Source organism: Collimonas arenae, assembly GCF_000786695.1.
Classification (GTDB): Bacteria; Pseudomonadota; Gammaproteobacteria; order Burkholderiales; family Burkholderiaceae_D; genus Collimonas; species Collimonas arenae_A.
In genome coordinates this window covers 5581137-5603532 of record NZ_CP009962.1, presented here as the reverse complement: position 1 = coordinate 5603532, position 22396 = coordinate 5581137, and the positions used below count along the sequence as shown (strand labels likewise).

24 protein-coding genes are annotated in these 22396 nt (G+C 57.5%); 13 read left to right on the top strand and 11 right to left on the bottom strand.

Translation table 11 applies throughout. From position 1 onward, the window contains the following. The first annotated feature begins 425 nt into the window (after positions 1 to 425). From rpmH to LT85_RS24820, 8 genes are all read left to right on the top strand, one after another. Positions 426 to 560, top strand: coding sequence for a 50S ribosomal protein L34 (gene rpmH / locus LT85_RS26300; RefSeq protein ID WP_061535510.1), 135 nt, complete (start codon positions 426 to 428; stop codon positions 558 to 560). A 28-nt stretch (positions 561 to 588) separates the two neighbouring features. Further along, positions 589 to 1008, top strand: a complete 420-nt coding sequence (gene rnpA / locus LT85_RS24850) for a ribonuclease P protein component (RefSeq protein ID WP_253273624.1) — start codon at positions 589 to 591, stop codon at positions 1006 to 1008. Positions 1009 to 1089: 81 nt separating this feature from the next. After that, positions 1090 to 1377 (top strand): membrane protein insertion efficiency factor YidD, encoded by a 288-nt coding sequence (gene yidD, locus LT85_RS26295; protein ID WP_081992695.1) that lies wholly within the window; start codon positions 1090 to 1092, stop codon positions 1375 to 1377. Between the two features lie 19 nt (positions 1378 to 1396). Beyond that, positions 1397 to 3082, top strand: coding sequence for a membrane protein insertase YidC (gene yidC, locus LT85_RS24840; RefSeq protein ID WP_038494458.1), 1686 nt, complete (start codon positions 1397 to 1399; stop codon positions 3080 to 3082). A gap of 125 nt (positions 3083 to 3207) precedes the next feature. Further along, the gene (gene mnmE, locus LT85_RS24835; protein ID WP_038494455.1) at positions 3208 to 4605 is read left to right on the top strand and encodes a tRNA uridine-5-carboxymethylaminomethyl(34) synthesis GTPase MnmE; all 1398 of its coding nucleotides are present in this window, start codon (positions 3208 to 3210) and stop codon (positions 4603 to 4605) included. Between the two features lie 223 nt (positions 4606 to 4828). After that, complete coding sequence (locus LT85_RS24830; RefSeq protein WP_038494452.1) at positions 4829 to 5047, top strand: dodecin; 219 nt, start codon at positions 4829 to 4831, stop codon at positions 5045 to 5047. Between the two features lie 393 nt (positions 5048 to 5440). Continuing rightward, positions 5441 to 6175: a DUF1294 domain-containing protein gene (locus LT85_RS24825; RefSeq protein ID WP_253273623.1), complete on the top strand. Its 735-nt coding sequence runs from the start codon at positions 5441 to 5443 to the stop codon at positions 6173 to 6175. Between the two features lie 56 nt (positions 6176 to 6231). Further along, entirely contained in the window at positions 6232 to 6654 is a 423-nt protein-coding gene (locus LT85_RS24820; protein WP_038494445.1) for a GTP pyrophosphokinase, read from the top strand. Between the two features lie 95 nt (positions 6655 to 6749). On the opposite strand, the gene LT85_RS24815 is transcribed toward LT85_RS24820, so the two are convergent. From LT85_RS24815 to LT85_RS24800, 4 genes are all read right to left on the bottom strand, one after another. Further along, positions 6750 to 7820, bottom strand: coding sequence for an AI-2E family transporter (locus LT85_RS24815; RefSeq protein WP_038494442.1), 1071 nt, complete (start codon positions 7818 to 7820; stop codon positions 6750 to 6752). A gap of 17 nt (positions 7821 to 7837) precedes the next feature. Next, on the bottom strand, positions 7838 to 8467 hold the full coding sequence (locus LT85_RS24810) for a histidine phosphatase family protein (RefSeq protein WP_052135452.1): 630 nt from the start codon (positions 8465 to 8467) through the stop codon (positions 7838 to 7840). 322 nt (positions 8468 to 8789) lie between these two features. After that, a complete protein-coding gene (locus LT85_RS24805; RefSeq protein WP_038494439.1) occupies positions 8790 to 9131 on the bottom strand; it encodes a DUF6404 family protein in 342 nt (113 codons plus the stop codon). 53 nt (positions 9132 to 9184) lie between these two features. Next, positions 9185 to 9760: a TMEM175 family protein gene (locus LT85_RS24800; protein WP_038497490.1), complete on the bottom strand. Its 576-nt coding sequence runs from the start codon at positions 9758 to 9760 to the stop codon at positions 9185 to 9187. Between the two features lie 225 nt (positions 9761 to 9985). Between LT85_RS24800 and LT85_RS24795 the strand changes: the two genes are divergently transcribed. Continuing rightward, positions 9986 to 10306 carry a hypothetical protein gene (locus tag LT85_RS24795; RefSeq protein ID WP_038494436.1) on the top strand — a complete coding sequence of 107 codons (321 nt, stop codon included), beginning with the start codon at positions 9986 to 9988 and terminating at the stop codon, positions 10304 to 10306. 50 nt (positions 10307 to 10356) lie between these two features. Here the strand turns inward: LT85_RS24795 and LT85_RS24790 are convergent, their stop codons facing one another. From LT85_RS24790 to LT85_RS24760, 7 genes are all read right to left on the bottom strand, one after another. Then, entirely contained in the window at positions 10357 to 10785 is a 429-nt protein-coding gene (locus tag LT85_RS24790) for a type IV pilin protein (protein WP_052135451.1), read from the bottom strand. Positions 10786 to 10811: 26 nt separating this feature from the next. Further along, positions 10812 to 12656, bottom strand: coding sequence for a pilus assembly protein (locus LT85_RS24785; protein ID WP_038494433.1), 1845 nt, complete (start codon positions 12654 to 12656; stop codon positions 10812 to 10814). Between the two features lie 30 nt (positions 12657 to 12686). Further along, positions 12687 to 13238, bottom strand: a complete 552-nt coding sequence (locus LT85_RS24780; RefSeq protein ID WP_081992694.1) for a pilus assembly PilX family protein — start codon at positions 13236 to 13238, stop codon at positions 12687 to 12689. Next, entirely contained in the window at positions 13235 to 13777 is a 543-nt protein-coding gene (gene pilV, locus LT85_RS25700) for a type IV pilus modification protein PilV (protein WP_052135450.1), read from the bottom strand. Before pilV ends, LT85_RS24780 begins: the two co-directional genes overlap by 4 nt. 112 nt (positions 13778 to 13889) lie before the next feature. Beyond that, a complete protein-coding gene (locus LT85_RS24770; protein WP_038494426.1) occupies positions 13890 to 14201 on the bottom strand; it encodes a metal-sensitive transcriptional regulator in 312 nt (103 codons plus the stop codon). Positions 14202 to 14465: 264 nt separating this feature from the next. Then, positions 14466 to 15992: a sensor histidine kinase gene (locus tag LT85_RS24765; protein WP_052135449.1), complete on the bottom strand. Its 1527-nt coding sequence runs from the start codon at positions 15990 to 15992 to the stop codon at positions 14466 to 14468. Further along, on the bottom strand, positions 15989 to 16672 hold the full coding sequence (locus LT85_RS24760; protein WP_038494423.1) for a response regulator: 684 nt from the start codon (positions 16670 to 16672) through the stop codon (positions 15989 to 15991). Before LT85_RS24760 ends, LT85_RS24765 begins: the two co-directional genes overlap by 4 nt. A gap of 372 nt (positions 16673 to 17044) precedes the next feature. On the opposite strand from LT85_RS24760, the gene LT85_RS24755 reads away from it, so the two are divergent. From LT85_RS24755 to LT85_RS24740, 4 genes are all read left to right on the top strand, one after another. Then, positions 17045 to 18025 (top strand): Bug family tripartite tricarboxylate transporter substrate binding protein, encoded by a 981-nt coding sequence (locus LT85_RS24755; protein ID WP_038494420.1) that lies wholly within the window; start codon positions 17045 to 17047, stop codon positions 18023 to 18025. A 151-nt stretch (positions 18026 to 18176) separates the two neighbouring features. Next, positions 18177 to 19289, top strand: coding sequence for an ABC transporter substrate-binding protein (locus LT85_RS24750; protein ID WP_038494417.1), 1113 nt, complete (start codon positions 18177 to 18179; stop codon positions 19287 to 19289). 75 nt (positions 19290 to 19364) lie between these two features. Next, a complete protein-coding gene (locus LT85_RS24745; protein WP_038494414.1) occupies positions 19365 to 21170 on the top strand; it encodes an ABC transporter permease in 1806 nt (601 codons plus the stop codon). Positions 21171 to 21215: 45 nt separating this feature from the next. Then, on the top strand, positions 21216 to 22301 hold the full coding sequence (locus LT85_RS24740; protein ID WP_038494411.1) for an ABC transporter ATP-binding protein: 1086 nt from the start codon (positions 21216 to 21218) through the stop codon (positions 22299 to 22301). Positions 22302 to 22396: the final 95 nt, after the last annotated feature.

Below are 22396 nucleotides of genomic sequence, written 5' to 3'. Positions count from 1 at the left end.
GAATCGTTCTAAGTGAAGGTGTGCGGGATGAGGTTCTTTACGCCCTGGCTTGGTCTTTTTATTGCACGCGGTGTTCAGTCTTACTACGCAATGCATAACTGGCGGGCGTGCCACACATAAGTCGCTATTCTACCCTTGCTGGCGCAAGTTATCCACAGGCAAAGCCAATTATTGCGGCCTCCCCGGCGAAAAAGACCTTGTGGAAAAGAGCGCTAAGTGATTGACAAACAAGCAGAAAATGCGTTCTAATTCAAGGTTCACTGTCCGCTGAATTGCTCGTTTGTGCGTTGACTGTCTCCTGCCACTGTCCCGATTTCGTAGTTGTACGTCGTGATACCCAGGCCCAGATCAGGTAGCGAAAGGGTAGAAACTCAGCGCTCTGAGTGTGAAGATCCGATTTATTTTTGCTGATTAGCGAGACCAACATGAAACGTACTTACCAACCTTCCGTCGTGCGCCGTAAGCGTACTCACGGCTTCCGCGCCCGTATGGCAACCCGCGGTGGCCGCGCTGTGCTCAATGCACGCCGCGCTAAAGGCCGCAAACGTCTGGCAGCTTAATCAAGCCGGACGCTATTGCGTTGTTTGCGTGACAGATAAACCCGACGATTGCAGTTCTGCTCAAAACGCGAACTCCATCCAGGATTTTTCACGCGACCGGCGCATCGTTAAAACGGATGAGTTTTCATCCGTTTTTCGTTTGCGCCCTGTCTTTAGAACAGCGCATTTCGTCCTGTATACCCGCCGCAACAGTTTGCCGCATGCCCGTCTTGGCGTGGTGGCGGCGAAGCGGCTGGCGCCGCGCGCTGTTACGCGTAATACCGTCAAACGGGTTACGCGAGAGCTGTTTCGTCTGACGCCGTTGCCGCCTATCGACTGCGTTGTGCGTTTATCGAAACCGGTAAACACCAAGGCAGGTCCGGCTACCACCGCACGCTTGAAGCGGGAATTGCACGGCGAGCTGAAGCAACTGTTCGCGTCGCAACGTCTGGCGGCTGGCACGCCGTAGTCCGAATCCAGGCTCCGGCTTGTATTGTTCCGATCCGCCTATATATAGGGCCGGACTGGAAGAAGAAGGGAAAAAGCTGTCATGAAAATGCCTCTACTGTTCCTGTTGCGACTCTACAAACTGGGCATCAGCCCGTTTCTGGGACAGAATTGCCGTTTTTATCCCAGCTGCTCCGATTACGCAGCCGAAGCAATCCGTACGCATGGCGCCCTGAAGGGCAGCATGCTGGCCGGACGTCGCCTGTGCAAATGCCATCCCTGGCATGCGGGCGGACTCGATCCCGTGCCTCCTCACCAGTCATCCACATCTCCATCTGCTACCAAAACCGCAAGCTCGGCTTCCCGATCCTGCGGCTGCAGCCATTCCTGAATCATAGATAAATACTCTTATGGATATCAAACGTACCGTCCTGTGGGTTGTATTTTCGGTCTCGCTATTGTTCCTTTGGGACCAGTGGCAGCGCCATAACGGCCAGCCTTCGCTGTTCTTCCCAGGCACTACCCAGACTGCTCCCGCTGCTACCGGCCCTACCGGCCCTGCAAATGCAGCCGCCGGCGCTAGCGCCAGCACCGATGTCCCGCAAGCTTCAGCTAGCGGTGCGCCAGCCGCATCGGCCAGCGCCGTGCCGGCTGTTGCCGCTGCTGACGTCAAGGGCCAGATCATCACCATCACTACCGACGTCGTCAAAGCCGACATCGATACCATTGGCGGCGAACTGAAACGCCTGGAACTGTTGAAACAGAAGGACACTGTCGATTCGTCGAAGAACCTGGTGTTGTTCGATTCCAGCGCGACCCGTACCTACCTGGCTGAAACCGGCCTGATCGGCGGTCCTTTCCCTAACCACAAGTCGCTGTTCACAGCCTTGCCTGGCGCACGTACGCTGGACAACGGCAACCAGGTGCAACTGGTGCTGGAATCGACCGAAGGCGGCGTCAAGCTGACCAAGACCTTTACTTTCACCCGCGGCGACTACTCGATCGACGTCAAGCACACCGTCACCAACGACAGCGGCGCGCCGATTTCGCCTTCGCTGTACCTGCAACTGGTGCGTGACGGCAATGCGCCTGAAGGCGAGCAGCGTTTTGTACATACCTTCACCGGCGCTGCGGTATATACCGATGGCAGCAAGTTCCAGAAATTCACTTTCGACAAAATCGAAGGCGGCAAGGCTGACCATGCGACCAAATCCGACGATGGCTGGTTTGCATTGATCCAGCATTACTTTGTGTCGGCGTTCATCCCGCAAGGCAATTCGCCACGCGAAATCTTCACGAAGAAACTGGCGACCAACCTGTATGCAGTGGGTAACATCCTGCCGATGGGCACGATTGCTCCGGGCGCCAGCGTGACCATGGATGCGCGTTTGTATTCCGGTCCGGAAGAAACCGCCGTGCTGGAAAAGATCGCTCCTGGCCTGACACTGGTCAAGGATTATGGCTGGCAGAAAATTATCGCTGAACCGATTTTCTGGCTGATGACGCAGATCCACAAGGCGCTGGGCAACTGGGGCTGGACCATCATCGCTCTGACGGTGCTGATCAAACTGGCGTTCTTCCCACTGTCGGCTGCCAGCTATCGCAGCATGGCGAAGATGAAGCTGGTGACGCCGAAGATGACATCGATCCGCGAGCGCTTCAAGTCTGAGCCGCAAAAGATGAACCAGGCGATGATGGAGCTGTACAAGACCGAGAAGATCAACCCGCTCGGCGGCTGTCTGCCGATCGTTATCCAGATTCCTGTGTTCCTGTCGCTGTATTCGGTATTGCTGTCGAGCGTGGAGTTCCGTAACGCGCCGTGGCTGGGCTGGATCCACGATCTGGCTGCACCCGATCCGTTCTACATCCTGCCGGTGCTGATGGCTGTGTCGATGTTCATCCAGACCAAGCTGAACCCAACGCCGCCTGATCCGATGCAAGCGAAGGTGATGTTGTTCATGCCGCTGATTTTCTCGGTCATGTTCTTCTTCTTCCCGTCGGGCCTGGTGCTGTACTGGGTTACCAACAACGTGCTGTCGATTGCGCAGCAATGGGTAATTACCCGCAAGATGGGAACGGCTCCTGCGAAAGCATAAAACGGTATGAATCAATAAATCGCGTTTGTCGTAAAAAAGCCCGTGAATCAAGAATTCACGGGCTTTTTTGTTGGCTTGTGCTTGTCGTTGTTTCTATTATCCAACAACCCTCGTAGAATAATTCCATGTCTTTCGATTCCTCTCCCATCGCCGCCATCGCCACCGCTCCCGGACGCGGCGGCATCGGCGTAGTACGCATTTCCGGCAAACATCTTGGCGCAATAATTGAAGCAGTTTGCGGCATCCCGGAAAACAAGCTGGCCCCGCGCCACGCTACCTATCTGCCTTTCAAGAATGCCGACGGCAGCGTCATTGACCAGGGTCTGGCGATCTATTTCAAGGCGCCGCATTCCTATACCGGCGAAGACGTGTTGGAGCTGCAGGGCCACGGTGGTCCGGTGGTATTGCAGATGCTGTTGAGCCGCTGCATGGCGGCCGGCCAGGAACTCGGGCTGCGCATGGCGGAACCGGGCGAATTCACGCAACGGGCGTTCATCAACGACAAGCTGGATCTGGCGCAGGCGGAAGCGGTGGCCGATCTGATCGAGGCTTCCACTGAAGCCGCCGCCAAATCGGCGTCGGAATCGCTGTCGGGCGCGTTTTCCAAAGTGATCCATGCGCTGGTCGGGCAGGTCACCAATTTACGCATGCTGGTGGAAGCGACGCTGGATTTCCCGGAAGAGGAAATCGACTTCCTGGAAAAATCCGACGCCCGCGGCCAGCTGGCGACCATCCGCAGCACGCTGGACAATGTGTTCAGCCAGGCGGCGCAAGGCGCCTTGTTGCGTGACGGCTTGAACATCGTATTGGCAGGTAAGCCGAACGTCGGCAAATCGTCCTTGCTGAACGTACTGGCTGGATCCGACGTCGCCATCGTCACGCCGATCGCCGGCACCACCCGCGACAAGGTCACCGAAACCATCCAGCTGGAAGGCATCCCGCTCAACATCATCGACACCGCCGGCATCCGCGAGGCGGAAGACGCCAATGACGATGTCGAACGGATCGGCATCGAACGCACCTGGGCGGAAGTGGCCAAGGCCGACGTAATCCTCCACATGCTGGACGCCAACCACGGCCCGGCGCTGGCAGACGAGAAAATCGTCGCCCGTTTTCCGAGCAATGCGCCGGTGATCCGCATCTGGAACAAGATCGACCAGTCCGGCCACAAACCCGCAGTGGACGTCATGGGCGACGCCACCCACATCTATCTGTCAGCCACCGACCATCTCGGTATCGACTTGCTGCGCTCGGAACTGCTGCGCATCGCCGGCTGGCAACAAACCGGCGAATCGCGCTACCTCGCGCGCGAACGGCATCTGATTGCACTGAAGGCAGCGCGCGATCACCTGGAGATTGCCGACCAGCATGCGAATCTCGATAACCGGGTGAATGACCAATCGCTGGATTTGTTTGCGGAAGAATTACGGTTGGCGCAGGATCGCTTGAGCAGCATTACCGGGGCGTTTACGCCGGATGATTTGCTGGGGGTGATTTTTTCGCGGTTTTGTATCGGTAAGTGAGTAGTCTTCGGGGGCCGACCAATATCGGCCGCCGTTGACATCCGTCTAATTAAATCGATACCCCACGGTATACAAAACAATGCGTCCTTAATGTGCCGGTAGTTAACTGGCCAAAACTGCCACGTTCCTCACAAGCCGCATTGCTTGCATTACGCTATGACAGGAGTACAGTGAATCAGCACGAGTGCCTTCGTTAAAACATCAAATAACAAAGGGGATTCTTATGTCTGCGCATACTTACAAGGTCATTGAGCTCGTTGGGTCGTCTACGATCGGATCTGATGATGCAATTCAGAACGCAATTTCCAAGGCTTCACTCACGATAAAGCACATGGACTGGTTTGAAGTCTTGGGAACGCGCGGGCATATCGCCGATGGCAAGGTCGCTCACTACCAGGTCACGCTCAAAGTGGGTTTCAGGCTTTTGGATGGCGCTTCTTAGAGGCGGTTTCAAACACAGCTGGCTAGGCGTGCCGACGAACACAGTACGAACAGTACGGCTAGGAGGGTGTAGCAGGGGTTTCAGACGACACTGTCGCCTGCCTGCGGAACGGCCCGGGCTTGCAAGCCCGGGCGCGCCCTGCAAGGGCAACAACGCCAGGTGTGTTTGAAGCCGGCTCTCAGTAAGGGAAGATCGCTGCGACGGTTTTGTTATGATCAAACTATCCTCAGCCTGCCAGGGAGCATTGTTACGATGGCAGGCGAGGAGATCAGCCTGCACGGTCATTCGTAAAAGCAACTGCTCCTTGCCGCAGGCACCACATTCCAAAGCCTTGCATCTTTAGCGATGCGAGGCTTTTTTCATTCCGCAGATGTAAATAACTGAAATGGGATATTGAAATTTGCTACCGCGACGCAATATGAGTTTTGTCTCCTCCAACTCTCCCTAAGTTTTGGACTTAGCCCGCTGCCGTATGGCTGGCGGGCTTTTTTTTACCCGACTTTTGAAGCTATCCAGGCATTTATGCGCTATCAAGGAAAAATTACCAGCTGGAAGGACGACAAGGGTTTTGGCTTCATCGCCACCAATGGCCGCAGCGAAAAGGCCTTTGTCCATATCAAGGCCTTTACCAACCACGCTCGACGGCCCGCCGAGGGAGACCTCGTCACCTACGAACTGACTCTTGAAGAAAAAGGGCGCTATCGCGCAGACAAGGTAAAGTTTGTAGAGGAAGGTGTCATAGCCAAGGTACCTGGCGGATCCGGTTCGCTGAAAACGGTCTTTGCCATCTTATTTTGCTGTGTCCTGGCGCTACTCGGCTTTACGGGCCGGATCCCCTTGGCTGTGACCGGCCTCTATGCCGTAGCAAGCACGATTGCTTTCATTGCCTATGCCATCGACAAAGCCGCTTCGCAGAGCCGGCAATGGCGAACCAGGGAAAGTACATTACATGTGCTGGCGTTGATCGGTGGCTGGCCGGGCGCTTTGCTGGCGCAGGGAATTTTGCGCCACAAGTCTAAAAAACAAAAATTTCAACTGGTATTCTGGATCACAGTACTGCTTAATTTTTGCGCACTTGTCTGGCTATTTGCCCAGAACGGTTTCGCTTTCATTCAATCGTTTGCCTAATCACCGGTATGCTGGCCCTACGTCACAACGATCTTTAACTAAAATCACACTCTAAAATGTCTACTCTTGAACGTGCAATCGCCATTGCCGCACAGACCCATGAAGGTCAGACCGACAAGGGCGGCGCGCCATATATCTTGCATCCGCTGCGAGTCATGATGCGTGTGCGTCCAGGCGCTGAGCAAATCGTCGCCGTTCTTCATGATGTTGCCGAAGACAGCAACGTCACATTCGAGAACTTGGCAGGCGAGGGATTTACAGCCGACATTATTGACGCGCTACGGTCCGTGACCAAGGTGAACGGTGAAACCTACGAGGACTTTGTCGCCCGTGCTGCCAGGAATCCCATTGGCAAAGCCGTCAAGCTTGCCGACCTTGCAGAGAACAGCGATCTTTCGCGGATACCGGCACCGGGCCAAAAGGATCTTGAGCGTATCGAGAAATATCGACGCGCGATTACCTTCCTTCTTGCGTACTAGACCCGAAATTCCGCGTGGACCGCTACCCAACGATGAACAAGCTCGGCGACACCTTCCGACCCACAAAAAAACCTTCGCCCGACACCTTCCTCGTCTCAATCTTGCCCGACCCAGTCGCGCCACAACACCGTCAGCACGGTCATCAGCGCCGGGCCGATGAACAGGCCCAGCAGCCCGAAGGTCTGGGCGCCGCCTAGGATGCCGAACAGGACCAGCAGGAAGGGCAGGCGGGTCGAGCTGCCGATCAGCAGCGGCCGTACGAAGTGCTCGGCGATCAGGACCACGATGAAGCCGAAAACGACGACGCCGATGGCGCCGGCAGTGGCGCCCTGGGCAAACAGCCAAAGGGCTGCGCCGCAAAAAATCACCGGTGCGCAAAACGGCAGCATGGCGGCAATCGCCGTCAGCAGGCCGAGCAGGGTGGCGTGCGGGACGCCGGTGATCGCGTAGGCGATGCCCAATAACGCGCCTTCGCCGATGCCGACTACGACCAGGCCGGCGACGGTGCCGCGCACTGCCGCCGTCATCTGGCTGGCGAGCAGGGCGCCGCCGGCGCCGAAACCACGGTGGGTTGCCTTGACCAGGTTGCCGCTCATCCTCGAGCCGGCCTGGAAGATGACGAATAGCGTCAGCAGCATGAAGCCAAACAGTATCAAGCCGTGGGCGGCGACTGCGCCGAAATGGCGGCCGGCGGTAACTGCGGCTTCGACGTGCAGTCCCTTGATGAATGGTGAATCATGCAAAGGCCCGGCGAGATTTTCTTGCCACCAGCTGACGACCTGCGCGCCGAAAGGCAGGTGTTCGGCCAGACCGGGCAAGGGGATGCCGCTGGCTTCCGCCTGTTTGAACCATTCGATGAAATCGTGCGACTCGCGCGCGGCTTGCGTGATGACCAATGCAAAGGGCAACACCACGAACAAGGCAACCGCGGCCGTCAGCAACAAGGCGACGCCGACCCTGCGGGCGCGTGATCCGTGCGGGGTTTCCAGGCGCTGCAGCAGGGGCCACAGGGCAATGGCGATGACCCCGGCCCATGCCACGGCGGGGATGAAATCGCGCATGACCCAGAGCGCAAGCAAGACCAGCAGGGCGTAGAGCCCGGCCGATGCGGCGTTCTGGATTTTCTTGTTGCCCGGCTCGGCATCAACTTGTTTGCGTTGGGTCATGGCATCTCTTTTCTGGTTTAAGCGCCGAGGCAGGTCAGTGGACGGTTGTTCAAGCCTTGTTGTTCGACGCTGAAACTGATCCTGGCCTTGCCGTTATCGCGCGTGATGCGGAGAAGGTAGATGCTGTCGAAATCCGTGTCGTCCCAATGTGGCACGCTGTTACGGTCGCCGCCATGTTCCACCACGATTTGCCGCACCAGCTTCTCGATAATCTTGTGTTCCCAGCCGACCAGCAACAGGCTGTTGCGGTATTGCGGCGCCAGCAGCGCGGTACGCAGATCGTCGATCTTGGAAAAATCGATCGATGCATTCACCGGCAGGCCAAAATAAATAGCGCTCGGCTCGACCGTAGCCAGCGGACGAACATAGTCGTACCTGGTGCCACGGTCTTTCTTTTGCGTGGCCGGATCGGGGGCGAAAATGAAATCGGGCTTGCCGTATTTCGCTTCAATGACGCGCGGCAGCGCCAATGCGCGATTGAGGCCCTGGCAATTCAGCTGGCCAAGGCCGGCGTCGGGCTTTTCGCCGTGGCGTATCAGCACGATGGTTTCAACATCCGGGTTTGCTGCACTTGCAGGAGCCTGCATGCTGGCGACTATGGAAATACCGACGAGAAGCTGGGTAAGGCGCGACGATGAGCGTTTCATGAAGATCCGAATGAGATTAGGACAAAATATCTGGCTGATTATGAAGGAAATTTGGGGGATTTGACTATCGAGTGAGCCGGGCAGAGAGGTTTCCGTGCGGAGGACGACAGCTTGAGGCTCGATCAGGAAATCTTGCTATGTCAAACTCCTGTCATATTCGCCAGCTAAGATAGCTTCACTGATCTGCTCCAGCTGAGCTGCTCCAGCGTATCGATATGTGAGTAGATTCATTCATAGCCTTGTCACTTTGCAGATAGCACTGGACGGCTAGAATCTTCTCACATCTCGGTAACGCCAAAGCCCCGCACCAGGCGGGGCTTTTTCATTTCCATTGCGCCAGCTGGTATTTCCGGGCTCCATGCCGGTAATAAAGCGCCATGACCAGTCCAAAGAATACGCCGGCAAACAGCGTTGCGCATGCCGCGTGCAAAGCGCTCATCCCGCCATGCGACCAGATGCCAAACCACATGATCGCGCCCCAAGCGATGCCGAAAACACCCCCGCTGAATACGAAATTGCGCACAAAGCCGACAAAATGCGGTGGAGGTACGCTGATTCCGGCCCACCAGAGCAAGCGATACACCGGCGGCGCGTAATTGCTGCGCCAGATACCGGTTGTCGCCAGTTTTTCCAAGGCTTCATTTACTGCTTGCGGATACGGCATGCCAATCACTCCGATGAAAATGTAAGGTCGTTATTAATTAATACTAACGACTATTAACTACTAATCACTTTCTCAATACGGCGGTCCGGAATCAGCCACATGATGGCGACCACGACATACAGCCCCAGTCCGATCCAGCGGTTCACAAAAGTGAGCGGGATCGCCAGCGCATAGGCGATCACGGAGAGCTTGCCTTTGACATCGTTGCCGACGGCCTTGGCCAAGGCTGATTCCTTGCCATGCAATTTGATCAGCGTGTTGCTCAAGATGTAATAAGCGACGCCGGCCATCATCAGCACCACGCCGTACAGGGCGACAGGTACTTCCGAGAAATGGTTTTCACCCATCCAACCGGTGGCGAACGGGATCAGAGAAAGCCAGAACAGCAGGTGCAGGTTGGCCCACAGCACCGGGCCGTTGATCTTCTGTACCGCATGCAGCATGTGGTGGTGGTTGTTCCAGTAGATGCCGGTGTACACAAAGCTCAGTATGTAGCTGACAAACACTGGATAGATCAGCCACAGCGCCGCCAGGCTGGCTTCATGCGGTACTTTCATCTCCAGCACCATGATGGTGATGATGATGGCGATGACGCCATCGCTAAACGCTTCCAGACGACTCTTACCCATGCCCATGCGTGCTTCCTCGTTGATTCAAATGCCCATTGTCGCCTAAAGGACGGTTGCCATCTCTGCAATTCCTCGAAATTGCATGCTAGCGCGCATTCGTTTTTGCCACAATATTTTACTTAACATTACAATTGTTGCTCCTCAGAGTAACATTGGCGCGCGCCAGCCAGTAGACTGGGGCTGTGAAATGGCGAAATTGCCGCAGGTAGCGAAACAGGAAATCAAATGAAAAAACTTTTAGCATGTCTGGCGTTTGGCGCCCTCGCTGCGGGCGCGTGTGGCAGCGCTGCGGCCGGTGTACATGTCGACCTCGGCGTTTACGTGCCGCCGCCTCTGCCGTACTACCCTCCACCTCAACCGTATTACCCGCCGGTGGTGCAATACGAACCGCGTTACGTTCCGGCGCCTGTGTATTACCCACCGCCGCAGGAAGTCTATGTGGTGCCGGGCTGGCGCGAGCGGCGCGACGAGCAGTGGCGTCGCGAAGAATGGCGTCGCCAGCATGAACGGCATGAGCGTCGCCGCTATTACGACGATAGGGATTAAATCATCTGGAGCCGACCAACCGGCGGGCTTTTCTATGGACGGATGCGGCTTCACCGCCCCCAGCATTCCTCCAGCTCAGCGGTATTGTCTAGCAATCCACGCGCGCCGGTGTGATCCAGGGTCAGGACGCCGCATTTATCCGCACGGAGCGGCGCTGCCATTAACGCATACGCTGTGGCTTGCGTTTGTCCGCTTACCAGGCTGATTTCATACTTTGCTGCGCCGTTCTTCGGCGATTGGTTCAAACCGGCCGGCAACACCGGGATTTGACCATCCTTGCCAAGATAACTATGTTGCATCGAGAAACGGCGCTCCATCCAGTTGGCGGCCTCCAGCAGCACGGCGCGCGCGGCGACGCGTTCGCTGCGTCTGACATGTTCGCCGTAATTGGCTAACGCCACGCTGCTCAGGATGGCGACCAGCACGATCACGATCATCAATTCCAGCAAGGTGAATCCGGGTGCGGATTGTTTGTTCATATGGGTTTAATCCTCTGCCAAATTTTTCAGTCGGGATCGACAACAGACGACGGTACTGGCAGTTGATGCCAGGTCCGTAGCGGGCGTTGGCTTGCCGGGTTGATGTCAACCGCCTGCGGCGCGCCGTCGCGGCCGCTGACCACCAGTTGCTTGCGGCCATCCGGCAGCTTGATGAACATTGGCGGGACGATTGAGGCGGGGACTTCTATCACTGGGGTGCTCTTTGGATGACCGGTCAGCACAGCATCGCTGGTAGCGCCGCCGGTGTTGTAGTCGATCGCAACCAGATAGGATTTTTCTTGTACGGGTGAATATGTCATCACCCACAACACGCCATCGATGATTTGCAGTTTGCCGACGACATAGCCGAGTTTGGCAGGCAGATCGATATACCAGCCGCGCGAGGTGGTCCAGTTGACGCCGTTGCTACTGAGTTGCCACAAACCCTCGCTGGTTTCGGTCAACGTCTGCTGCCGTAATTCTTTTCTGCCGCTCACCGGGCCACTACCCGGCTTTTCCCAGATGCCGTACAGGCTTTGCTTTTGCGCCACGCCGGGAATCCGGCCATCGCCGGCTTTGCCGCCGCTGAACATGACAAACGTCCCGCCCTTGGCATGATGCTCAAGCAAGGGTTGCAGGGGGAGCGATTGCAGCTTGCCAGCACTATCGGTAGCGATAAACAGAGGCTGGTTGTTAAATGCGATTTGCCATCCCGGCGCTTCATTGGCGCTTAAATCTATCTTCCAGAGACGGCCTTGTAAATCGCCGGCGTAGGCCGTACTGACTGCGCGCTGCTGGTTGAACGCCAAGGCCGGTGTCGCCAAGCCGTTCGGCGCTTCGGCGTCGCCCTTCCCGACAGATATTTTCCTGATCAGACCGCCACTAGCCAGTTCGACCAGATACAACACGGCATCCAGGTTCTCGCTTTCGTAACCGTTGCTATAGATTGCCGCCCACTTACTGTTCGACAGGCGGATTGCGAACGCTTCCCCGGTCAGGTAGCCCATATCGTCATCCTTTTTTCCCTTGCCGTCATCTGCAGCGCTTCTTTCCCATAGCAGCGGTGCGGCGGCAGGCGGATTACTGGCATCGAGGGCAAACACGCTCTTTGCGCCGCGGCCGGTTGAGCCAAGCAGGATGGTCTTCCATGCCGCGCTGCCGGGATTTCCCAGATACGCGTCGCCCACCGTAAGCAAGCCATCCACGAACGGGCGATGAACGTAGTCTGTGCTGCTTAATCCGGGCAGCGCATCGAATATTGCATAGGGAATGAAAGCTGCGGTTTCCACGCCGCTGAGGGCGTCGAACGCATGCAGCATGCCGTCGTTGGCGCCGACATAAAGCATTGCCTGGCGCTGCTTCTTGCTATTGACGTACCGCGGATAGGTATTGCCGCCTTCGCTGGCGGACATCAAATGATAGGCGGAATCGGAGCGACCGACATACAACGGCGCAGAGTAAATGATGTCGCCCAGTTTTCCCTTGCGATTACGGAAACCGCCGCCGTGCAAAACTTCCAGCTTATCGCTGCCTCGCAGGTATTCCAGCACATATTCAGATAACAGTGCGGCTTGTTGCGCATCGTTCAGTTGCGACCATTCGAATGGAGCGGTGTTCGCGTCGACCGATGCGGTGGCGATATCAATATGACGGGTCTGCCAAGGCGGGATGAGATCGGCCGCATCCCATTGCGCGATGCTGGAAACGCCATCTTTGCCGATCGGATAGGCTTTGACATGGCCTTGCCATGATACGGCGTCATAGCTGCTGGTATAGATGAAGGGCGGCAGGTCCGGCGTCTCAGCAGCCCGGGCATAGACAAGGAACGAGGACAAAACGATGGCGCAGACGCCAGAGAACGTGGCTTTCATGGGATAGCGCCTTCTCGGTAAGAGCTTGGGTTACAACAGCAGATAACTTTGCAATAACACCACCGCTGCGTTGCTGGCGCCAACGCCGCGCGCGGTAATCCGGAAAGCCGGGCGCGGTTGCGGCGTGTAAAGATGAAATTGCATATCCGTTTCAAACTGCAGCCGCTCGACCAGGCAGCGCGCCGGTGCAGCTGACGTAATACCTTCATCGCCGATCCTAGGTACCGGCACGGATATCAGGTCATTACGCCAGCTCTCGGCCATTTCCCAGTATTGCTCGCTGTCTGCGCCGTCCGCAGTAATCGGGCCCTGCCTGAGTTGTGGAATCACAATCGGCGTCAGCTGTATCTGGTTTTCACAAAAGCGCAAAGCATGCTCGGCGGATTGAAATGCCAGTTGCTGGCTAGCGGCGTTAGCCGCCATCTTTTCTTCGAACAGTGCTGTACGTAAAGCGCTGATGCCGAGAAAACCCATCACCAGCAGGCAAATCAGCAATGTCGGCAGCAACACGCCGCGCTGCCGATAGATCTTCCTGCATGGTGGAGATGAAACTGCGATGGCCGAGCATGCAAGCGCACTCATGGGAAAAAGATCGTTGCGTAACAACGCACATCTTTGTCGATGGACAGATTGGCCGCGCGGGGTTGGCAGCTTTCAGCAGCCAAGCCGAAACCGCTGCCTTGGGCGATCACATCGCGAAAGTACACGCGCGTCGTAAAACCATCAGTCACCGAACCGCTGATTTCACCCCAGCCGCCGCTCACCGCTCTGCTTAGCTGGTTTCGCCAAACGTGGATATCCTTTGCCGCGATTTCACGCGCAGTGCAATGATTTGGATTGAAACAAGATGGCGAAACTTCGTCGAGCGTGGGATAGCTCTGCTGCGGCAAGTTGTAGACGCCTTCATGCGCGCCACGGATATTGGCGCGTACGCGGTCGGCCAGATCGGCGCTGAACTGGCTGGCCACGGTACGCACATGCGCCGCCTTCTGGTAACGCAAGGCTGTAGTCTGCACGTCGATCAAGGCAAACAGGGCGAAAGCGACGATCACCATCGCCACCAGCACTTCTATCAAACCTGCTCCAGACTGCACCGCAATGTCATTACCGGCCACGATCATGCCTTACTCCTTTTCAGTGCAACATTTTCTGAAAAGAATTATAGAAATCACGCCGGGACAAAGGAATAGGAAATGCGCCTAAAGTGCAGGCACATCTTTTGAGAAAACGGCTTTAGGCAAATTTATCCAGCAATGTCGCAATGGCGCTGGCGCTTTGCTGCACCTCTTCCGGCGTGGCGGCCGTCGCCGTATGCGTCACGATGGCATCGGTGAGTAGCGTGATGAAGGCGCGGTCGAGCGCCTTGCGTGCGGCCGCCAGTTGTTGGGCAACGCTATTGCAATCAGCCGGCACGGCAGCGGCGGCGATCAGTTTCTGGACACCGCGGATCTGGCCTTCTACCCGCGCCAACCGGTGCAGCAAATCTTTTTTCTGCACATCCGTGAGTGCCGTACCGTGAACCATTTGTGTGGGCGTATCGCTCAAAGCCAGTCTCCTCGTTGTTCCTGCAGCGGTAACATCATGCAGGTAGATTACCAAGGTCAACGCAAAACACAAGTCCGCTCATCTAAGAGGCTGTTGCAAACACATCTGGCGTTGTTGCCCTTGCAGGGCGCACCCGGGCTTGCAAGTCCGGGCCGTTCCGCAGGCAGACGACAGTGTCGTCTGAAACCCCTGCTACACCCTCCTAGCCGTACTACTCGTACTGTCTTCGTCGGCGCGCCTAGTCAGCTGTGTTTGCAACAGCCTCTAAGCGACATTGGGGGACGAAGACAGGGTAAAACCCAGCGTCACCTTCAGGCCGGGAACGCCATCCTTGGCATCGTTGGCGCCGGAAAGCGTGATCTCTGCGCCGTGCGCGCTGGCGATATCGCGCACAATCGATAAGCCGAGGCCGGCGCCGCTGGGGTTTTGCTGCTGCGCCGATGGCGCTCGATAAAAAGCGGAAAAAACCCGTTCCCGGTCTTCTTCCGCAATGCCCATGCCGCTATCTTCGACTTCCAGGATGGCGCGTTGCGCGATGCTGTCGCGCCGCACGCGCAGGATGATCTTGCCGCCGGCGGGCGTATAGCAAATCGCGTTGTCGAGCAGATTGCTGATCAGTTCATGCAACAACAAGGCATTGCCGTCGATAAGCAGTCCCTGTTCAGCGTCGAACGACAAATCGATCTGTTTTTTTACCGCCGCGAGTGCATGTTCGAGGCCGACCTGGCGCGTGATATCTGTCAGCGACACCGGCGTCACGCCGCTCTCGGCCACGCCATGTTCGGCGCGCGCCAGGGTGAGCAGACGATTTGCCAGATGCACCGTAGCGTCGGTGGTGCCGGCGATGCTGGCGACAATTTCGCGCATGTTTTGCCAGGCCTGCATATCACTGGCGCTGCGGTTGGGATTGCGGTCGAGCTCGCGCAAGGCCAGCTCGGCTTGTGTCTTGAGCACGGTCAGCGGCGTGCGCAGCTGATGCGAAGCGTCCGCGATGAAACGGCGCTGACCGCTGATCAACGCTTGCAAACGCCCCATGTAGCCATTCATGGCCACCACCAGCGGCCTGACTTCCTTGTGCACCTGGTTAGCGTCGAAATCGCTCAGGTCGGTGCTCGCGCGCGCTTCCACCGAGGCTTTCAGTTGCATCAGCGGCCGCAGCACAAAGCGCACCGCGAACCACACTAGCAAGGCCGCCACGGTTACCAGCAAGCCTTGCCGCCATAGGGTGCTGAACAGGATCTTGCGGGTCAGATCGCTGCGCGCATCCATGGTTTCGGCGACTTGGATCATGGCGATGCCACGCATGGAATCGTCGTAGACCGGTTGATGCAGGGCAGCGATTCGCACCGGCTGACCATGATAGTTGGCGTGATAAAACCGCACTAGCGCCGGATAGATTTCCGAACGCGGAACATCTGGCGGCAAAGGCGGCAAATCTTCGTAGCCGGAAACAAATTCACCGCGGGTGCCGGTGACCTTGTAGTAGATGCGACCCAAGGTATCGGTTTCAAAACTGTCCAGCGCCACGTAGGGAACATCGGCGACAACCTTGCCGTCGACTACAGAGACGCGCTCTGCCAGCGCGCGGGTCGAGGCGAGCAGGGCGCGATCGTAAGCCAGGTCGGCCACGTCCAGCGCGTTGCGGTAGACCGAAAATGCATCCAGCGCCACCAACAGCAGCAACGGAATCAACAGCCAGCTCAATAACTGGCTACGCAAACTGCCCAGGGATTTCACGGATTCAGGTTCGGATTCAGATTCGGCTTCAGCCGGGTTGGCGGGCGCATTCATTTTTCAACGGCGACTTCCAACAGATAACCGAGGCCGCGCAAGGTAGTGATGGCGACTGCCTCCGTGCCGCTGCGGATCAGTTTCTTGCGTAGCCTGTGGATATAGATTTCGATTGCATCGGGGTTGGCGTCATCGACCAGCGAAAACACTTCGTCGAACAATTTCTCCTTGGATACCACCCGGCCGGCGCGGCTGATGAGCACCTCCAGCACAGCGTGTTCGCGCGGCGTCAGCGCCAACGCCACGCCGCCATAGCTGAACATGCGCGTGACCGTATCGAATTGCAGCGCGCCGCAACTGTAGACCGGCGCTTCTCCGCCCTGGGCGCGGCGCAACAAGGCTTTGACGCGCGCTTCCAGTTCGACCAGTTCAAACGGCTTGGCCAGATAATCATCGGCGCCCAGATTCAAGCCTTGCACCCGGTCTTGCAGGCCGCCGCGCGCCGTCAAGATCAGCACAGGGGTTTTACTGCCGCGCGCGCGCAAACGCTTCAAGACTTCCAGGCCATCCATTTTCGGCAAGCTCAGATCGAGTATTACCAAGGCATACTGCTGGGTATGCAGCAAGCTATCGGCATCGGCGCCGTTCATCGCACATTCGACCGACCAGTGAGCGTCTCGCAAGGCTTTGGACAGCCAGCGCGATAGTTCGACGTGGTCTTCGATCAGCAAAATCCGCATGGCTTGGGGCGATTAAAAATAAAATAGGGGTCGCCAATACTCACACAGAAAACTGCCGTTGGCAAAAATTAGAGCCTGTTAGCAATGAATCTGGGAGTGCGAACGTGCGGCAGGCGTTGCAGGCCTAGGCGCAACGACGCGACGTAGCGGTGCTACGGCAAGGAGCGGATGGCCGCCCGGTTGTAACAACGGCATGCGACGCCTGCAGCCGTTCACGAAGGGTTCAAACCAGATTCATTGCTAACAGGCTCTAGTGAAAGGAAAATGAAAGACTGAGCCCGTTATGATGCAAAAAAACGTATAAAAGCCCGATTTCACTCCTGCAGCCATCGACGCTCGCAGGAGGAATAACAACAGAATGGGTAGGAGACAATGACTTCCGCAATCGCCTGGATTTGTGCGCTTGGCGCACTCAGTGCATCCATCACGCTCAGCGCGCACGCTGCGCCGCTGCAATGCCTTGCGCCCGCCAAACCAGGCGGCGGCATGGCTGTTACCTGCAAGCTGGTCCAGAAAGGTTTGCAGATACCAACTGTTGCCGCATCGCAAGATGCTCCTGTCAAAATCAATTACCTGCCCGGCGGCATCGGCGCCGTCGCCTGGAATTCCATCGTCACGCAGCGGCGCGCCGAAGCCGATACGCTGGTGGCGTTTTCCGGTGGGTCGCTGATGAATCTGGCGCAGGGAAAATACGGCGATACCAATGTCGGCAATGTGCGCTGGGTGGCCGCTATCGGCGTCGACTACGGCATGATCGCAGTGCGCGCCGATTCGCCCTACAAGACCTTGCGCGACTTGCTGGATGCGCTCAAGAAAAATCCGTCGAATGTCACGATAGGCGCTGCCGGCACCGTCGGTAGCCAGGACTGGCTGAAGATCTCCTTGCTGGCCAAACAGAGCCAGATCAATCCCAAGGATTTACGTTTCGTCGCACTGGAAGGCGGTGGCGAAGCATTTACCGCCTTGCGCGCCGGCCATGTGCAGGTGGTATCTGGCGATGCGTCGGAAGCCATCTTGCATACGCTGGACGGCGAGATCCGTGTCCTCGCTGTGCTATCCGAGCAACGCCTGCCAGGTGCGCTTGCAGCTGTACCGACCGCCCGTGAGCAAGGCTTGGCGGTCAGTTGGCCGATCATACGCGGCGTCTATCTCGGGCCGGACGTCACCGATACCGACTACAAGCGCTGGGTGAGCCGTTTTGACGCCATGATGGCGACGCCCGAGTTCAGCCGCCTGCGCGCCGCTACCGGCCTTTCGCCGTTCGCGCTGAGCGGCGACAAACTGACCGTATACATAAAAAAGACAGTGGAAGACTACCGCAGGCAATCCGACCAGCTTGGCTTAATCAGATAAGTCCCGCCGTGGCTTCAGGCCCGGCATAACTCCGCAGGCAATCGCAAATGGCAGCCATATCCAGGCTGGCACCGGCACGCCTGCGCCTTTTGAAAAGATGCACCCGATTCGAACCACCTGCAACACCCATAACCATTAGGAGACGACACCCATGTTGATCAAGAAACCTTTAGCCGCCGCACTCGCGGTCTTCTCAATGAGCCTGGCCTTGAACGCCTCGGCGCAAACCCCCACGGGCGCTTCTGCCAACTACCCGGCAGACTATGCCAAGATCGTCGACGGCGCCAAGAAAGAAGGCAAGCTAGTGATCTACAGCGCCACCGATTCGAAGGCGGTAGAGCCGTTGCTTAAGGATTTCGGCGTACTCTATCCAGGAGTCAAGGTCGAATTCAACGACATGAATTCGACGGAGGTCTACAACCGATTCATTTCGGAAGCGGCAGCTGGCGGCGCCACCGCCGATGTGCTGTGGTCATCGGCGATGGACCTGCAATTCAAACTGGTTAGCGAAGGCTATGGCGCGGTATACAAATCACCGGAAGCTGCAGGAATTCCAGCCTGGGCCAACTATAAGGACAGCGCCTACGGCACCACTTTCGAACCGCTGGCGATCGTCTATAACAAACGCCTGGTCAGCGCCGACGAAGTACCTTCCACCCATGCCGACCTGGTCAAGCTGCTGACTGCCAAGGCTGACAAATTCCGTAACAAGGTCACCACATACGATATTGAAAAATCCGGCGTCGGCTTTTCTTTCATTACAGAAGACGCGCAAATCTATCCGCAGTTCTGGGACATGGCCAAGACCTTCGGCGATGTCGGCATCCGCGTGCAATCGTCCACCGGCACCATGCTAGAACGTATTTCTTCCGGTGAAAACCTGATCGGCTACAACGTCATCGGCTCCTATGCGCAAGCGCGGGCAGCAAAAGACCCATCGATCGGCGTGGCGTTCACCAAGGATTACAACCTGGTGCTGTCACGCGTAGCGTTCATCAACAAGTCGGCCAAGAACATGAATGCGGCGAAACTGTGGATCGACTATCTGCTGTCCAAGCGCGGCCAAACCATCATCTCGACGGAATCGCAGCTGTATTCGCTGCGCTCGGACGTCAGCGGCAATGCAACGCTGGCCAGCCTGACTACCCAGCTCGGTAGCGCGCTCAAGCCGATTCCAATCACCCCGGCGCTGCTGCAATACCTGGATCAAACCAAACGCCTGGCTTTCCTCAAGCAATGGAAAGCCGCGGCAGGCAAGAAGTAAAGCAGGACGCAGGCCGGACCACGCCGCATTCCTCCGGCCCGCGAATTCAAGCAGGGCTTTTGCAAGGTACACACTATGACTTCTCATTCAATCCCCCATCCGCTGGCCAGCCGCTCCCGGCTGGCGCGCCTTAACTGGCCGCGCGGACTGGTGGTCACGCTGGCGGCAGTAGCGATTTTCCTGCCGCTGGTGCTGATTTTTTATCAAAGCTTTTTATCCGCGCCGTTTTTTGCGCCGGTCAAGGCCCTGAGCCTGGAGCCGTATCGTTTCATTTTCGACGATCCCGATTTCCGCCAGGCTTTCATTAACGGCTTGCTGCTCGCCAGCGGCCTGGCCTTTATCGCCGTGCCGCTGGGCGGCATGCTGGCTTTCCTGATGGTGCGCACCGACCTGCCTGGCCGCAACTGGATTGCGCCGATGCTACTGGTGCCGATTTTCGTATCGCCGATGGTGATCGCCTTCGGTTACGTGGTGTCGATGGGGCCGGTCGGCTTCTATACCGTGTGGATGCAGGACCTGCTGCGCATGGTCGGCATAGAGGCGACGCCATGGAATGTGTACGCCTTTCCCAGCATCGTCATCATCGCCGGCCTGACCCACGTGCCGCACGTTTACCTGTACGCTTCGGCGGCGCTGAAAAGCCTGGGCGCAGATGTGGAAGAAGCGGCGCGCGTGGCTGGCGCTTCGCCTTTGCAAGTGGCGTTGAATGTGTCGCTGCCGATGATCATGCCGGCGTTGGCATATGCCGGCGTGCTGGTATTTTTCCTTGGCTTCGAAGTATTTGGACTGGTGCTGGTGCTGGGCGATCCGGAAGGCCATCTGGTATTGCCGACCTACTTGTACAAACTGACCAACAAGCTCGGCACGCCTTCCTACCATTTGATGGCGGCGGTGGCGGTATGCCTGGTGGCGGTAACGTTACCGTTGGTGATGATACAGCGCTGGTTGCTGCGTTCTGCCAACAAATATGTCTCGATCAAGGGCAAGGGCGCGCGGCAGAAAGCACTGCCGCTGGGTAAATGGAAATGGCTGGCGTTCAGCCTGATCGCTGCCTGGCTGATCTTCACCATCGTGATTCCGTTGTCCGGCATCGCTTTGCGCGCCTTCGTTTCGCATTGGGGCTACGGCGTATCGCTGCTGGATGCAATGACCTTCCAGCACTTCCGCGATATCTGGGATCAACCGTCACTGATGCGCGGCATCGTCAACACGATCCTGATCGGCGTCATCGGCGGCGCGATTGCGGTGGCTTGTTATTGCTGTATCGCGCTGGCCATGCATCGCAAGGCCGACGGCATCACCCGTTTCCTCGACTACAGCGTGCTGATCCCGCGCGCCGTTCCGGGTTTGCTGGCCGGCTTGTCTTTCCTGTGGGTATTCCTGTTCGTGCCGTCTTTCCTCGACAGCCTGCTCAAGGGTTATGACAACGCCGTCGCCAACTGGCTGGTGGAAAACCTCATTCCGCAATTGCGCGAATTGCGCTCCACCATTTTCTCGGTGTGGCTGGCGTACTCGGTGGTGTGGCTGGCGTACGGCCTGCGCCTGATCACGACGGCGCTGCTGCAAGTCGGCCCGGAACTGGAAGAAGCCGCGCGCGCAGTCGGCGCCCGCCGTTCACAAGTCACGCGCGACGTCACCCTGCCGCTGGTGCGCTACGGCGTGCTGGGCGCCTGGCTGATGGTGTTCCTGATCTTCGAACGCGAGTACTCCACCGGCGTCTATCTGCTGTCGCCGGGTACGGAAGTGATCGGCGCGCTGATCGTGTCGCTCTGGGCTTCCGGTTCGGTCGACCTGGTCGCAACGCTGTCCTTTATCAACATCACGCTGGTGGCCATCGGTCTCGGCATCGCGCTGCGCTTCGGCATCAAGTTGCACGACTAGCGTCGACGATCAAGCGTGCACAGAAAACAAACACAGGAAATCATCATGAGCGAATTAAGTGTCAACAACCTGCATCTCGATTACGGCAGCGGCGCCAGCGCCAACCCGATTCTCAAGGGCGTATCGATGGAATTGCAGCGCGGCGAAGTGGTCGCCTTGCTGGGACCTTCCGGTAGCGGCAAGACCACCTTGCTGCGCGCCGTCGCCGGCCTGGAATCGCCGAAGTCAGGCAGCATCCAGATTGGCGAACGGATCATGTTCGATGGCGCACGCAAGCTGGAAATTCCGGCGGAAGAACGCAATCTGGGACTGGTGTTCCAGTCGTATGCGCTGTGGCCGCACAAGACGGTGTTCGATAACGTCGCCTATGGTTTGAAGCTGCGCAAGATGAACGGCAGCGACATTGCCGAACGCGTAAAAACCGTACTCGGCCAGCTCGGCCTCGGCCATCTGGGCGACCGCTTTCCGCATCAACTCTCCGGCGGCCAACAGCAACGCGTCGCCATCGCCCGCGCGCTGGTCTACAACCCGCCTGTGATCCTGCTGGACGAACCTCTATCGAATCTCGACGCCAAGCTGCGCGAAGAAGCGCGCGCCTTCCTGCGCGAGCTGATTGTACGGCTCGGCTTGTCAGCATTGATGGTGACGCATGACCAAGCAGAGGCGATGGCGATTTCGGATCGCATCCTGCTGCTGAACAATGGCAAGATCGAACAACAGGGCACGCCGCAGCGCATGTATGAGACGCCGGACACCCTGTTCACTGCGGAATTCATGGGCAGCAATAACCGCTTGCCGGCCAAGGTCTTGCATTGCGACGACTCCCACGCGCTGCTGCAGGTGGAGGGCGGCAATGTCACGGCAACGCTGCGTGGTTCCGGCGCCGGCGGCAAGGATGCGGTCGCCATTATCCGCGTCGAGCAGGTCAACATTTCCGATGCCCCCGTAGAAAACAGCATCAAGCTGCCGCTGGCGACTTGCATGTATCTGGGCGATCGCTGGGAATGCGTGTTTCGCAATACAGCCGACAGCGGCGCCGACAGCAGCGTTTTGCGGGCCTACGCGCGACAAAGGCTGGCCCCCGGCGAGTACTGGCTGCAGTTGCCGAAAGACGCGCTATGGGCTTTTTGATCAGGGGTTGAACACATGGAAAGGGGAGGGAGACATCAATGTCATGCAACGGCCTTTGTGCAGCCAGGCAGTAAACGCACAGCCAACAAAAATTA